Below are 13,954 nucleotides of genomic sequence, written 5' to 3'. Positions count from 1 at the left end.
CCTGCCCTTCATTTGCCGCGGGTCGTTTCCTTGCCTTGCCAGTTGCGGCCAGCAACGCGTCTATGCTGTGTTCGGGTTGACCCAAAAGCTCAAGCGCTTGGGCCTCTGTGTTTTGGACCATGGCGATCACATTGCGGGTGGGTGCCCACGTGCGTGTAAACAACGTCGCCACTTGTTGAGCCATCGCTGTCGGCGCAATATAAACCACAAGGGATTGCACGCCGGCGCCTTCCAACCGTTCGGTCTTAGCGGCTTGCAATTCCATAAAACGGACATAGTCCTTTTCAAATCCAACGACATTTGTCAGGTCGACAAGCTGTTTTTGCCCCGCCGCATAGTCTGGGTGTGCCAGATATGCGACGGTGGCGTCACGCAGCTCGTCGATGGTCGAAAACCCGTCGTATTCGAGCAAAACCAAACCACGTTGGGGAATTATGCAAAATTCTAGCGGCATATCACTCCATAACAGGAATCGAAAACTCGCCGCCTTCCTTGATGCCTGAAGGCCAGCGGGCTGTTACTGTCTTGGTCCGTGTGTAGAACTTAAATGCGTCAGGACCGTGTTGGTTTAAGTCACCAAACACTGATTTTTTCCAGCCACCAAAGGTATGATAGGCCAGTGGAACCGGGATTGGTACGTTGATTCCAACCATACCTACATTAATGCGATTGGCAAAGTCTCTCGCTGCGTCACCGTCACGGGTAAAGATCGCGGTGCCGTTGCCGTATTCATGGTCCATGGCAAGGCCAATGGCCTCTTCGTAGGTTTGGGCGCGCACGCATGTCAGAACTGGGCCAAAGATCTCTTGGCGGTAGATATCCATGTCTTTGGTGGCGCGGTCAAACAGGTGAGGGCCGACGAAATATCCGTCTTCATAGCCCTGCAATTTGAAATCGCGCCCGTCCACGACCAATTCGGCCCCTTGATCGATCCCTGTCTGTACAAGGCGTTCGATATTGGCTTTGGCGGCGGCCGTCACAACAGGGCCGTAATCGACGTCATTGCCAGATGTGTAGGGGCCAACCTTTAGCTTTTCGATGCGTGGTACCAGTTTTTCGATCAGGCGGTCGGCGGTGTCTTCGCCCACAGGGACCGCGACTGAAATCGCCATGCACCGCTCGCCCGCAGCGCCGTAACCCGCGCCAATCAACGCATCGGCGGCCTGATCCATGTCGGCGTCCGGCATGACGATCATGTGGTTCTTGGCGCCACCAAAGCACTGCACACGTTTGCCGTTGGCACAGCCCGTGGCGTAAATATATTCGGCAATCGGCGTTGAACCGACAAACCCAATGGATTGCACAATGTCGTGGTGCAGCAACGCGTCAACGGCTTCTTTGTCACCGTTCACCACTTGCAGGATGCCAGCGGGCAGCCCGGCTTCTTCCATCAATTCGGCCAACATCAATGGCACCGATGGATCACGTTCGGATGGTTTCAGGATAAAGGCGTTGCCGCACGCAATGGCAGGTGCAAACATCCACATGGGGATCATGGCGGGAAAGTTGAACGGCGTGATGCCAGCCGTGACCCCAAGGGCCTGACGCATGGAATACATGTCGATGCCGGGGCCTGCGCTGTCGGTATAATCGCCCTTCAACATTTGTGGCGCGCCGATGCAATATTCGACAACTTCCAGCCCGCGTTGCACGTCGCCTGCGGCATCGGGCAGCGTTTTGCCATGCTCGCGGCTAAGGGCCTCGGCCAACTTGTCCATGTCGCGGTTCAGCAGGTCGACGAATTTCATCAAGACCCGCGCGCGGCGTTGTGGGTTCACAGCGGCCCAAGCTGGTTGGGCTTTGGCGGCGACGTCGATGGCGTGATCAATCTCGGCGGTTGACGCAAGTGGGCAGCGTGCCTGCACTTCTCCGGTGGCGGGGTTCATGACATCTGCAAAGCGGCCAGAGGTGCCCGGTGTGTGCTTGCCACCGATATAGTGAGTGAGGTCTTGCATGATGTCTCCTGTCACGCGGCTGCGTGCGGTTGGTTGGTGTTCTGTGTTGCTGCAAGGATAGCCTTGCAATTTCCGTGGTAAAAGAGGCAACTGAGCAAAATCATTTTGCATTTATGCAAAGCTAAATGTGTTTAAACCGCTTTGCAAAGGCGGAAATGGTGTTTTGCAAAGTGGATTTGACCATTTTGCAAAATCAAGGAGGGTTGTTTGCAAACGCGTTGGGACGATCTGCGTGTCTTTCTTGCTGTGGTCCGCGCCCAAACCTTGTCAGGGGCGGGCAAGCAGGTGCGCTTGGATGCCGCGACGGTGGGGCGGCGGATTGCGCGGCTCGAAGAGGGCTTGAACGCCGTGCTGTTTATAAAATCCCCTCAGGGATATGCGTTGACCGAAATCGGCGAAAGGTTGGTCGCCCATGCCGAAGCCGCAGAGGCCGCAATGCGAGGGGCTACAGATGATGTGGCCACACAACGCGATCAGGCCCTCGCGGGACAATCCGCAGGTTTAAGCGGACAAATCAGGATCGGTGCGCCGGATGGCTGCGCCAACTTTTTGTTGCCGCAGGTCTGCGCTGCGTTGACGGCAAAACACCCTGACCTTGATATTCAAATCGTTGCTTTGCCACGGGTTTTTAACCTGTCGCGGCGCGAAGCTGACATGGCGATCGGGGTCAGTGCACCGACGGCTGGGCAGCTTACTGTGCAACGTATCACCAACTACAAACTGCATCTGGCCGCCAGCGACGCCTATCTTGCAGGGGCGCCGCCATTGAATGACCTCAAGGACCTGAACGCGCATCGGATTGTCGGTTACATCCCCGATATGATTTTCGACAGGGAACTGGATTATCTGGCGGATGTAGGCGTGACGCGCGTGCCGTTGGCGTCGAACTCTGTGGCGGTGCAATTGAACCTGTTGCGCCAAGGCGGAGGCGTGGGCGTGGTGCACGATTTCGCATTGCCAGCGGCAAAGGGGATCCGGCGGGTTTTGACCGATCAATTCTCGATTTCTCGCAGCTTTTTCCTTATTCGACATGCCTCTGATCAAGGGCACGGGCGGCTTGGTCGATTTGCAGAACAGCTTGTTCAGGGAATGCGCACCGAAACTGCTCGGTTAGAGCAAGAGGTGAGTACATGGTCGTGATTTCGCTTAATGTTGATATTTTTCAAAATATTACGCCGTAAACTTCACCTATTTTTGCCACGTGCATCATGAATAAATCCCGCATAGCGTGAATGGCGTACTTGACAGACTCATGCCTGCCGCCTGACGCTGAGTTCACAGATATGTTATTAAAGGGGTTACGCTAATGCTTGTGCACCAAATTCTCAAATCAAAGTCCGACGATGCCGTGGTCACGGTTACGCCCGGCAGCAAGGTTTCAGAGGCGGTTCAAATTCTTGCGGATCGCAAAATCGGGACGGTTGTGATTTCGGCCGATGGCCACAAAGCCGAAGGCATTTTGTCCGAACGCGACGTTGTGCGTGTGCTGGCCAAAAAGGGCGGGGCGATCCTGAATGACACAGTTGACGCCTATATGACGGCCAAATTGTTCACCTGTGGGCGCAACGACACGTCCGACGACATTCTGCAGCGCATGACAGACGGACGTTTTCGGCACATGCCAGTGGTCGAGGACGGGCAATTGGTCGGCCTGATTACCCTTGGTGACGTGGTCAAGGCGCGCCTTTCTGAGCTCGCCATGGAAAAAGATGCGTTACAAGGCATGATCATGGGCCACTGAGGCTGCTTGCAAACCGCGCGCTGACGTGGTGCAGTGCGCGGAAGACGACAGACGGAGGCGCACTATGCGCATTGCGCTTTATCCCGGCACATTCGACCCTCTCACTTTGGGGCACATGGACATCATCCGGCGGGCAAGCCCAATGGTCGACCGTCTTGTGATTGGCGTTGCGATCAACCGCGACAAAGGACCTTTATTCACTCTGGAAGAACGCGTGGCCATGATCGAAGCCGAATGCGCCAAGCTGAGCGAACAGACTGGTACCGAGATTATCGCCCATCCGTTTGAGAACTTGCTGATTGACTGCGCCGCTGATGTTGGGGCGCAGATGATCGTGCGTGGCCTGCGCGCCGTCGCGGACTTTGAGTATGAATTTCAAATGGTTGGCATGAATCGTCAGCTGAATGACAGCATCGAAACAGTGTTTCTGATGGCCGAAGCCAAGCATCAGGCCATTGCCTCGAAGCTGGTCAAAGAAATTGCGCGCTTAGGCGGGGATGTCAGCAAATTCGTGTCACCGCTGGTGGATGAAGCGTTAAAAGCACGCTTTGCCTAGAACAGTGCCCATCTGGCGCTAAGGCCGCATTTTCTTGTAACGCCGCAGTCCTGCCTGAATTTTGTCATTCTCCGACCCATGTGTCGCATTATACGTGCGGCAAGCGGGGGCGCTTGATGAAGGAATTCGTATATGCGTGCAATTATCTTGGCGGCAGGCCTATGTGCTGCGGCCACTACCGCAATGGCAGGAACACAAAATGATGTTGTGACACGGTCGGGCAGCAATCTTGCCTTGGCCAATGGCTGCGTCTACGCACCGACTGCGCAGGGCAATCAGTGGTCGTTTTTGTTTCGCCAATCCGGTGCAAAGGTAAACTGCGCCTTGACGCTTACGACCCAAGCTCAGCGTCCCGCAGCTGTTCAAATTAAAGCGGGATCGCGTGGGAAACTGAACCAAGAATTCATTGTTGGTGCGTTTCGTTAAGCACGCGTTGCGTCCGCGAAGGGATAGAAACGAAGAAGGCACCCCGAAGGGTGCCTAACATTCTAATTTAAAGGTGTTCTTTACAGGAATTTGCTCATCGCGATGGCTGTATCTGCCATGCGGTTGGAGAAGCCCCATTCGTTGTCATACCAAGACAAAATGCGCACCATGTTGCCTTCCATGACTTTCGTCTGGTCGGTGGCAAAGATCGACGAATGTGGATCATGGTTGAAATCCGAGCTTACCAGTTTGGCATCGGTCACACCCAACACGCCTTTAAGCGGGCCAGAAGCCGCAGCAGCAGTCATTGCCGCATTGACCTGCTCGACGGTGACGTCCTTGCCAACTTCGGCCACAAGGTCAACGCAAGACACGTTCGGTGTGGGGACGCGGATCGACACGCCATCCAACTTGCCGTTCAGTTCCGGCATCACCAAACCCACGGCCTTGGCAGCGCCAGTCGAGGTTGGGATCATCGACAACGCAGCGGCGCGTGCGCGATAAAGGTCTTTGTGCATCGTATCCAGCGTCGGTTGGTCGCCGGTATAGCTGTGGATCGTGGTCATAAAGCCGCGCGTCAGACCGAACTGGTCGTGCAGGATTTTGGCCACAGGTGTCAGGCAGTTGGTGGTGCAAGATGCGTTCGACACAATAACATCGTCGCCCGTTAGCGTGTCGTGGTTCACACCGTAAACGATTGTTTTATCTGCATTTGTACCCGGAGCAGAGATCAGAACGCGGCTGGAACCGTTTTCTAAGTGTGCTTGGCAGGCGTCTTTTGAGGTGAAGATACCTGTGCATTCAAACACGATATCGACGTGGCCCCAAGGCAGGTCTGCAGGGTTGCGTTCTGCGCTGACTTTGATCGGGCCGGTGCCCACATCGATGCTGTCTGCGCTTGTTTTGACCTGCACCGGGAAGCGCCCGTGCACAGAATCATATTGCAAAAGGTGCGCATTGGTTTCCACGGGCCCAAGATCGTTGATCGCTACGACTTCGATGTCTGTGCGTCCGCTTTCGATGATCGCGCGCAGCACGTTGCGGCCGATACGGCCAAACCCATTGATTGCAACTTTAATGGCCATGGTGTCCCTCGTGTCTGATGTCAAATACCGTCACGCGCCGGGCATTAAAGCTGGGGTGCGACGTTACCGCTAACAAAGGCATTGATTGGGAAATGTCAACCGGGCAGGGAGGCGGTTGGCATGCGACTTATCGCCAAAACGCCAACCATTCGAGTAAATCAGCCAGCTTTTTCGCTAAAAAAATAATGTGATCTGACCCGTACAGCATCACATCGACGGTGATGGCGATAACCAGAACAAGTGCAAGGACGAAGGCGCTGAAATTGGTCATGGGTTCCGCGTGTTCTTGTAACAGACGGCTTTGGTTGTGACAGGGGTGGCCTGCGCGCGCAAGTCTTCAGCCAAGTCGGCCCATCGCAACAGCCACATCCGCCATACGCGCCGAGAACGCCCATTCGTTGTCATACCATGCAAGAACGCGCACCAATCGGTTGCCCATCACCTTCGTTTGGTCGGGCGCAAAGATGCTGGACTGTTCGGTGTGGTTGAAATCGATCGACACCTTCGCCTCGGCATCATAGGCCAGCACACGGCCCATGGGCCCATTGGCGGCCCTGGCCACGGCGGCGTTGACCTCGGCCACTGTGACATCTCGCCCTGCGGTAAATGTTAAATCCACAGCGCTGACATTGGGGGTGGGGACACGTATCGCGCTACCGTCAAGCTTGCCTGCAAGTTGCGGCAGAACTGTGCCAATGGCAGCGGCCGCGCCGGTCGAGGTTGGGATCATGGCCATCGCAGCCGAACGCGCGCGGTAGAGGTCGTCATGGCGGCGGTCCAATGTGGGCTGATCGCCGGTGTAACTGTGGATTGTGGTCATAATACCGCCCGTGATGCCAAATGCATCATCCAGCACTTTTGCCAAGGGGGCCAGACAGTTGGTCGTGCACGATCCGTTTGAAATCATCCGATCATTGGCAGCCAAGGCGTTGTGGTTCACCCCAAACACCACCGTTTTGTCGACGTTCTTGCCCGGCGCAGACAGCAGGACCTTACGCGCCCCACGATCCAGATGTACCGACGCCTTTTGCCCGTCATTGAACTTGCCCGTGCATTCCAGCACCACATCCACACCCGTCCAATCCAGTTCGTTCATATCGTAGGTCGACATCATGCGGATCGGACCTCGCCCCAAATCCATCGCAGGGCCAGAATTGTCATCATTGGACACGGTGATTTGCCCAGGGAACCGCCCGTGAATGCTGTCGTAGCGCATCAAGTGCGCCGAGGTTTCAAGCGGCCCCGTCGCGTTGATTGCTACAACATCTATGTCATTGCGCATCGAGGTCGCGATGTAGGACAGGGTACAACGCCCAATCCGGCCAAATCCGTTGATACCGACTTTGATGCTCATGACCTTGGGTCCTTATTTTTGATCACACGACGTTTTCTGGCCTTGGTGTTAGACATGTCTTCACCATATGAGAAGGATTAAAATGGCGAAAAAACAAAGTGTTAGCGATAACTTTCGGGGTTAAATCGCAGTTGGCGCTAACAGTGTACGTACTGTGCGTCTCATGTTATGCGCTAACGTGAAATTAGGGTTGTAAGGAGTGGCGCAATGAGTGGTCTGTTGGCGCTTTTGGATGATGTTGCGGGAATCGCCAAGATTGCGGCGTCGTCTGTGGATGATGTGATTTCTCAGGCCGCCAAGGCCGGATCAAAGGCGGCAGGCGCCATCATTGATGATGCGGCCGTGTCACCAAAATATGTGCAAGGCTTTCGGGCCGAACGCGAATTGCCCATCATCTGGCGCATCGCGAAAGGCTCGTTCAAGAACAAGCTTTTGTATCTGCTGCCTGTTGGCTTGCTGCTTGTCAATTTCGCGCCATGGGCCATCGCACCGCTGTTGATGCTGGGCGGGGGGTATCTGTGTTTTGAAGGGGCCGAAAAGGTCGCCCATGTGCTGGGCTGGGGTCACGGGCATGAAGATTACGAAGGCAAAGAAGATGCCGCCATTGACCCCGCCAAGCTCGAAGAGAAAAAAGTACAAGGTGCGATCAAGACTGACTTTATCCTGTCGGCCGAGATCATGACGATTTCGCTGGCTGCGATCCCAGAATCCAACTTTTGGATGGAAGCGTCAACGCTGGCCGCCGTCGCGATTATGATCACCATCGCGGTGTACGGATCCGTTGCGCTGATCGTAAAGGCGGATGACGTCGGCCTTGCGCTGGCATCGCGAAGCCCCTTGGCTGCAACCCGTGCATTGGGGCGGGGCATTGTGAATGTGATGCCACACTTCCTAAAGGCGCTGACGATCATCGGCACGGCGGCGATGCTGTGGGTCGGTGGTTCGATCATCGTGCACGGATTGGCCGAGATGGGCTGGCATGGCCCCGAACACCTGATCTATGGCATTGCGAAGTCCGTGGCGGGTGGGTCAGGCTTCATCGAATGGACGGCTAAAGCGGCGATCGACGGCGTACTTGGGCTTGCGGTTGGCTTTGCCTTGATCCCGTTGGGTGAAAAGGTCATCACGCCACTTTGGCGCAAACTAGCGCCAAAGGCCGTCTGAGGGGCAGGGGGGCTCTATGCAGACTTAGTTGCCGTGCCCCGAAAAGTCATGGAGCGTGATTCAGTACTTAGAAACCCGAAGTCGCAGGGCGTAGAACGCACGTCCTTCGGCGCTTTGGCTTATTTCGATAATAGTCTTTGACTCCAATTCTGAGGTGCTTGGGCACGCTATCCCAATCTAACCAATCGTGGTCATACCCCAGAACATTGGCCATTCGTTCCATCGCCGTTGTGCTCGGGATGCCAATCAAGGTGGTTTGCTGATCGGGAACTTGAGCGATTGCGTTTAAAACGTGGTCGGTTCGCTCTTTCACAAGCTGTATCATTGGATTGGCAGTCGTGATAAATTCGCTGTCGATGATGATCACTTTGGGATTCAATCGTGATACTTTTGCGAGCAACCCGTAATGATCCATCACGTGATAGAAAATACCAAACAGAACCACTACGTCGAAAGTTGCTTCAATCTCAATGAGATGATCCAATTCACGATAGAGGTCATTCTCTTTGAGTGTTACGCGACTTTTGAAGTCAGATTGAGGATAGCTGGAAAACTTCTCAATCAGTTCTCGCCTTGCTTCTACGCCATAGACCTCAGCCGCACCCGCAGCAGCCAATGCATAACTCCACCGTCCATCATGCGCTGCAATGTCGAGCACACTTGATCCTCGGATTTCATTTTCAAACGGTGCAATTAGAAATTTGTGACGAAGGTTCATACGGGAAACTATCGAAGCGTCATAGTCTTCATTGTCGGCTAAGAAATCAAAAAATTGCAGGGTCATAACCTCTAAATTACTGAACTATTCCGTTAGGTTGAAAATAGAGCCAATTTAGCAAACGTACAGTCCTTAGTTGTAAGGTTCTGGAGCTTCAATGGTTCAAAGCGGACGACCGCAGGTCAGAACGCCGTTTTCTGACATTACCATTCTGCAGCGCGGGCCAAGCCCATGCCGACAAATACCATGCCCATGCACAGTGCGAATGACCCGATCATGCTGTAGGTGCTTAACGTGAGCAACGCAGAACGTTCTTCCTTGGGCACTGACACAAAGTCTGCCGCGCCTTTGGGCATTTGCGTCTTAAACACAAGAAACAAAATGAACGTCATGGCCGCGGTCAAAACGATGGGCATATCCAAATAACCCGGCCAACGGACAAACCCAAAATCCGCAGCTTGGGCCGCTTGTGGCAAAGACATGAGTGCGGCGGGTAGAAGAAAAATGGCTTTGGTAAAACGGAACATGTGCAGTCCTTTCGTGGTTCCCGTTAAAGTTATCGCCAAAGTTTAGCTGATTTATGTTCCGAGGAAGGCAGAACGATGATCTCGTCGTCTTCACATGTGACGAGTGACGAACTAACTATCTCAACAACCAATCAAGGTTCTGTAGCCTAAACATTTCAAAGCGGACCAATTCACCATGAAATTTCGGACCCCACCGTCCAACGCCTCTGTGACGAATACACCGGACGAAACGGGCAAGCTGCACGCACCTTCTGCGGCGCGCAATGCGGCGGATTTGTGTGACATGGTGGCGTCCGTCGCGCCCCTGACGGGTGACGCGCTGGAGATCGCAAGCGGCACGGGCCAGCACATCGTGGCCTTCGCCAAGGCAATGCCTGCCATCCACTGGCACCCCACCGAAGTGGATCAAAACCGTTTGCGCAGTATCGAAGCCTATCGCCGTGATAGCGGTCTTTCTAACATCGCCCCGCCCATACCTATGAATGCGACCGAGGCGGGCTGGAGTGAAAGAATGGCGCCTAAGGGGCTAATTTTGCTGGCAAACCTGCTTCATCTGATCAGCAAGCCCGAGGCTGGGACGTTGATCAAAGAAGCGGCGCATGCCCTTGCCCCATCGGGGCAGTTGATCGTTTACGGGCCGTTCAAGCGGGACGGTACATTGACCAGCGAAGGGGATGCCAATTTCGATGCAAGCCTGCGCGCATCTGATCCGGAAATTGGGTACAAAGACGATGCGTGGATCAAATCTGCGGCCAGCGATGCCGGCTTGGTCCTTGTGGATGCGCGTGAGATGCCGGCAAACAACTTGGGCCTGATCTTGCAAAAGCTGTAGCCTAGCGAACCGTGCCAGCCACTTCTGCGGGCTGTCACGCTATCTCAAGCGGACACATCAACCTCTCAAAAATACAAAAGGCCCCCGCGTCGGTGCAGGGGCCTTTGTGTTTTCAATTAGGAAACGCGCTTACAGCAGCGCTTTGGCCTTGGCGACAATATTGGCGGCTGTGATGCCGAATTGTTCGAACAACTCGCCCGCCGGAGCAGAGGCACCAAAGCCGTCCATGCCAACAAAATCAGCTTTGTTTGATTTGCCGCGCTCGCCCAGCAACCATTGATCCCAACCCTGACGCACAGCGGCCTCGACCCCGATGCGCACAGGACCTGCGGGCAGGACTTTGCGGCGATAGGCTTCGTCTTGGTCTGCGAACAGTTCCATGCAGGGCATGGACACAACGCGGGTGCCGATGCCGTCGGCTTCCAACATCGTGCGCGCCTCAAGGGCCAGATGCACTTCGGATCCGGTTGCGATCAGGATGACTTGGCGTTTCTCAGTTGCGTCGGCCAACACATAGGCCCCTTGTGCGGACAGGTTCCGCATTTTGTGTTCGGTGCGCAGCGTTGGCAGGCCTTGACGGGTCAAGGACAACACAGATGGGGTAGAGGTCGACGTAAACGCAATTTCCCACGCTTCGGCTGTTTCGACCGCATCCGCGGGGCGGAACACGTGCGTGTTGGGGGTGGCGCGGCTGATGGCAAGGTGCTCCACCGGTTGGTGGGTCGGGCCGTCTTCGCCAAGACCAATGCTGTCGTGGGTCATCACAAAGGTCGTGGGGATTTTCATCAACGCCGCCAGACGCATAGCCGGGCGTGCATAGTCGGTGAAACACATGAACGTGCCGCCGTAAGGGCGGATACCGCCGTGCAAGGCCATACCGTTCATGGCCGCAGCCATACCGTGTTCGCGAATGCCCCAATAGACATAGCGGCCACCACGGTTGTTGATGTCAAAGACGCCCAGATCGTCCGTTTTCGTGTTGTTTGACCCTGTGAGGTCAGCAGAACCGCCGACGCTTTCGGACACAACCGGGTTGAGCACCGCAAGCGCCTTTTCCGATGCGGCGCGTGTGGCCATTTTGGGCAAGGTCTCAGACACTTCCTTTTTGAAAGCGCGTACTGTTGCCCCAATCCGCTTGGCGGGTTCGCCAGCCATGACGCGGTTGAATTGACGTTGGCGGTTTTCTGACATCTCAGCCAAGCGGCCTTCCCATTCGGAACGCGCAGTCTGGCCCTGTGCACCGATGGCTTCCCAAGCGGATTTTACGTCGCTTGGTACCTCAAAGGGTCCGGTGGTCCAGCCATAGGCAGCTTTGGCGGCGGCCATCTGGTCCTTATCCGTCAGTGCGCCGTGCCCTTTAGAGGTATCTTGTGCCGCATGACCCAACGCGATGTGGCTTTTACAGGCGATCATGGTGGGCTTTTTCTGGCTTTTGGCCTTGGTGATGGCCGCATCGATTTCTTCTGGGTTGTGACCGTCGATTTCGATCACGGCCCAACCTGCGGATTTAAAGCGCTGGGGTTGGTCTGTGGTGTCGGCCAATGTTACGGGACCATCGATGGTGATGTTGTTGTTGTCCCAGAATACAATCAGCTTGCCCAGCTGATGGCGGCCGGCAATGGTGATGGCCTCTTGGCTGACGCCTTCCATCAGGCAGCCGTCGCCTGCAATGACATAGGTGTGGTGATCGACCAGCTTGCGGCGGAACTTGGCGCGCAGGATGTGTTCGGCCATGGCAAAGCCGACGGCATTGGCGATCCCTTGGCCAAGGGGGCCGGTTGTTGTTTCGATCCCTGTGGCGTGGCCAAATTCAGGGTGACCGGCGGTAATTGCGCCGGATTGGCGGAAATTCTTGACCTGTTCGAGTGTCATGTCGGCATAGCCCGTCAGGTGCAGCAGCGAATAAAGCAGCATTGAACCGTGCCCAGCGGACAGAATGAAACGATCGCGGTCGGGCCAATGCGGGGCAGAGGCATCGAATTTCAGGTGTTTTTCAAACAAAACAGTGGCCACATCGGCCATGCCCATTGGCATACCGGAGTGACCTGAATTGGCCGCGGCCACCGCATCAAGCGTCAATGCGCGGATGGCGGTTGCTTTGGACCAATGGTCAGGATGATTGGTGCGAAGGGCGTTCAGATCCACGGGCGTGTTATCCTTATATGCAATAGGCGTTAAGGCTGCATATCAGCCAAGTTCCAAAGATCAAGGCGCTGTGGTGTCCATAGGGGCCGCGACAATTGATTTTCGGCGCGCATGCACTTCAATGCAGGCTTGCAAGTGGTTGATCGCAAAGGGGGGCGCAATTCGGTTTCGCATTGGATAAACTAACCCTCAACTGTGCGGCGAAACGATTCGTCTTTGCGGGGGGATAAGCCGCCGATACGCGTGGCTGGGAACAAAAGGGGACAGGCATCCGAGATGAGCGAGATTGATGCACTACAACAACGGCTGACCACAGCCATGGATCGGATCGCGACAGGGCTTGGCGGTCTGAACAGCGCGGGCGGCGAGGACACGGCGGCGCTGCAAGTGGCGTTGGACGACGAGCGAACGGCGAATGCGCAGCTCACCGAGCGGGTGCGTAAAATGACCGAAACGCAAGAAACTGCGCTGGTCGAAGCCAATGAAGCCGCTGCGACCAAAGACGCCGCCTTGGGTGAAGCCAACGAGGCGGTTGCTGCCAAAGATGCTGCCTTGGGTGAAGCCAAGGACGCGATTGTCGCCAAAGAGGCTGCCTTGGCCGAAGCGCAAGGGGCGGCTGCACAAGCGCAAACGCAACTTTCCGCGCTTGATTTGGAATTGCAGCGGTTGCGCAAGGCCAATGACCAATTGCGCCAATCCAATGTGGCTCTGCGCGCTGCAAACCAAGAAGGGGTCGGTGAACCCGATCTGATTAACACATCTATGGTGTCTGAACTGGAATCCTTGCGCGCTGCGCGCGCAGCGGACGTGGCCGAGGCCTCCAGCATCATTAGCGCGTTGACGCCGCTTTTGAACCAGATCGATGTGCAGGGCGAGGAGGATAGCAATGCCTGAGGTGACAATACACATCGGCGGCCGTCCGTTTTCGGTGGCATGTCAGGAGGGCGAAGAGAGCTATCTGCACTCTGCTGCCAAGATGCTGGATGATGAGGCACAGGTGCTGGCCGAACAGGCTGGGCGTATGCCTGAGGCGCGCATGTTGTTGATGGCTGGTTTGATGCTGGCAGACAAAACGGCCAGCATCGAAGACAGGATTTCTGAGATCCAGTCAGAATTGGCCGAACGCGAGGCTGAGTTGGAAGGTTTGCGCACCATGGGTGCCCCAGAACCGGAACGCATCGAGGTTCCCGTCGTGCCACAGGCCGTGACGGAAACACTGGCCGAATTGGCCGCGCGTGCCGAGGCCTTGGCGGCCGACGTCGAAGAAAAGTCAGTTTAAACGGTTAAGGCGCACCAAGGTGCGCCTTACTGATTTACGCGTTGGCTTCGCGGATCTTGTCTGCGGCGTCTTTGTCAAAGGCTACTTCGTTTTCAACAAGCAATGTGTCCAATTCGCCGGACAGCGTCATTTCGGTGATGATGTCGCATCCGCCGACAAATTCGCCTTTGAC

At 55.5% G+C, this 13,954-nt stretch carries 16 protein-coding genes and 1 pseudogene; 8 read left to right on the top strand and 9 right to left on the bottom strand.

Annotated features, from left to right (window positions below; all coding sequences use genetic code 11):
* Together ABJF76_RS15375 and ABJF76_RS15370 are read right to left on the bottom strand one after the other, a co-directional pair.
* Positions 1-454: hypothetical protein (locus ABJF76_RS15375; protein WP_413822607.1), on the bottom strand; the 454-nt coding region annotated here is incomplete at its 3' end.
* 1 nt (position 455) lies between these two features.
* Positions 456-1,955: a CoA-acylating methylmalonate-semialdehyde dehydrogenase gene (locus ABJF76_RS15370; RefSeq protein ID WP_413820660.1), complete on the bottom strand. Its 1,500-nt coding sequence runs from the start codon at positions 1,953-1,955 to the stop codon at positions 456-458.
* Positions 1,956-2,162: 207 nt separating this feature from the next.
* Between ABJF76_RS15370 and ABJF76_RS15365 the strand changes: the two genes are divergently transcribed.
* The 4 genes from ABJF76_RS15365 to ABJF76_RS15350 all read left to right on the top strand — a co-directional run bounded on the left by ABJF76_RS15365 (position 2,163) and on the right by ABJF76_RS15350 (position 4,678).
* The gene (locus tag ABJF76_RS15365; RefSeq protein ID WP_413820659.1) at positions 2,163-3,095 is read left to right on the top strand and encodes a LysR family transcriptional regulator; all 933 of its coding nucleotides are present in this window, start codon (positions 2,163-2,165) and stop codon (positions 3,093-3,095) included.
* 166 nt (positions 3,096-3,261) lie between these two features.
* The gene (locus tag ABJF76_RS15360; RefSeq protein WP_413820658.1) at positions 3,262-3,696 is read left to right on the top strand and encodes a CBS domain-containing protein; all 435 of its coding nucleotides are present in this window, start codon (positions 3,262-3,264) and stop codon (positions 3,694-3,696) included.
* 64 nt (positions 3,697-3,760) lie between these two features.
* Positions 3,761-4,252: a pantetheine-phosphate adenylyltransferase gene (gene coaD / locus ABJF76_RS15355; protein WP_413820657.1), complete on the top strand. Its 492-nt coding sequence runs from the start codon at positions 3,761-3,763 to the stop codon at positions 4,250-4,252.
* Between the two features lie 132 nt (positions 4,253-4,384).
* Entirely contained in the window at positions 4,385-4,678 is a 294-nt protein-coding gene (locus ABJF76_RS15350; RefSeq protein ID WP_413820656.1) for a hypothetical protein, read from the top strand.
* A gap of 80 nt (positions 4,679-4,758) precedes the next feature.
* On the opposite strand, the gene gap (ABJF76_RS15345) is transcribed toward ABJF76_RS15350, so the two are convergent.
* The 3 genes from gap (ABJF76_RS15345) to gap (ABJF76_RS15335) all read right to left on the bottom strand — a co-directional run bounded on the left by gap (ABJF76_RS15345) (position 4,759) and on the right by gap (ABJF76_RS15335) (position 7,117).
* On the bottom strand, positions 4,759-5,763 hold the full coding sequence (gene gap, locus ABJF76_RS15345; RefSeq protein ID WP_413820655.1) for a type I glyceraldehyde-3-phosphate dehydrogenase: 1,005 nt from the start codon (positions 5,761-5,763) through the stop codon (positions 4,759-4,761).
* 127 nt (positions 5,764-5,890) lie between these two features.
* A complete protein-coding gene (locus tag ABJF76_RS15340; RefSeq protein WP_413820654.1) occupies positions 5,891-6,034 on the bottom strand; it encodes a hypothetical protein in 144 nt (47 codons plus the stop codon).
* Positions 6,035-6,100: 66 nt separating this feature from the next.
* The gene (gap, locus tag ABJF76_RS15335) at positions 6,101-7,117 is read right to left on the bottom strand and encodes a type I glyceraldehyde-3-phosphate dehydrogenase (protein ID WP_413820653.1); all 1,017 of its coding nucleotides are present in this window, start codon (positions 7,115-7,117) and stop codon (positions 6,101-6,103) included.
* A 207-nt stretch (positions 7,118-7,324) separates the two neighbouring features.
* Between gap (ABJF76_RS15335) and ABJF76_RS15330 the strand changes: the two genes are divergently transcribed.
* Positions 7,325-8,281, top strand: coding sequence for a DUF808 domain-containing protein (locus ABJF76_RS15330; protein WP_413820652.1), 957 nt, complete (start codon positions 7,325-7,327; stop codon positions 8,279-8,281).
* Between the two features lie 67 nt (positions 8,282-8,348).
* Here the strand turns inward: ABJF76_RS15330 and ABJF76_RS15325 are convergent, their stop codons facing one another.
* On the bottom strand, positions 8,349-9,065 hold the full coding sequence (locus tag ABJF76_RS15325) for a class I SAM-dependent methyltransferase (protein WP_413820651.1): 717 nt from the start codon (positions 9,063-9,065) through the stop codon (positions 8,349-8,351).
* A gap of 137 nt (positions 9,066-9,202) precedes the next feature.
* On the bottom strand, positions 9,203-9,526 hold the full coding sequence (locus ABJF76_RS15320; RefSeq protein ID WP_413820650.1) for a hypothetical protein: 324 nt from the start codon (positions 9,524-9,526) through the stop codon (positions 9,203-9,205).
* A gap of 175 nt (positions 9,527-9,701) precedes the next feature.
* Here ABJF76_RS15320 and ABJF76_RS15315 point away from each other — a divergent pair, with 175 nt between their 5' ends.
* Positions 9,702-10,358, top strand: coding sequence for a DUF938 domain-containing protein (locus ABJF76_RS15315; protein WP_413820649.1), 657 nt, complete (start codon positions 9,702-9,704; stop codon positions 10,356-10,358).
* Between the two features lie 129 nt (positions 10,359-10,487).
* On the opposite strand, the gene tkt is transcribed toward ABJF76_RS15315, so the two are convergent.
* On the bottom strand, positions 10,488-12,503 hold the full coding sequence (gene tkt / locus ABJF76_RS15310) for a transketolase (RefSeq protein ID WP_413820648.1): 2,016 nt from the start codon (positions 12,501-12,503) through the stop codon (positions 10,488-10,490).
* A gap of 276 nt (positions 12,504-12,779) precedes the next feature.
* Here tkt and ABJF76_RS15305 point away from each other — a divergent pair, with 276 nt between their 5' ends.
* Together ABJF76_RS15305 and ABJF76_RS15300 are read left to right on the top strand one after the other, a co-directional pair.
* On the top strand, positions 12,780-13,397 hold the full coding sequence (locus ABJF76_RS15305) for a hypothetical protein (protein ID WP_413820647.1): 618 nt from the start codon (positions 12,780-12,782) through the stop codon (positions 13,395-13,397).
* Complete coding sequence (locus tag ABJF76_RS15300; RefSeq protein ID WP_413820646.1) at positions 13,390-13,782, top strand: cell division protein ZapA; 393 nt, start codon at positions 13,390-13,392, stop codon at positions 13,780-13,782. The genes ABJF76_RS15305 and ABJF76_RS15300 overlap by 8 nt, the downstream gene beginning before the upstream one ends.
* A 34-nt stretch (positions 13,783-13,816) precedes the next feature.
* Here the strand turns inward: ABJF76_RS15300 and ABJF76_RS15295 are convergent.
* Positions 13,817-13,954, bottom strand: a pseudogene (locus ABJF76_RS15295) (monothiol glutaredoxin, Grx4 family); the annotation flags it as partial.

The organism is Tateyamaria sp. (genome assembly GCF_039940735.1).
Taxonomy (GTDB): Bacteria; Pseudomonadota; Alphaproteobacteria; order Rhodobacterales; family Rhodobacteraceae; genus Tateyamaria.
This window is presented reverse-complemented; position numbering and strand designations above follow the sequence as displayed.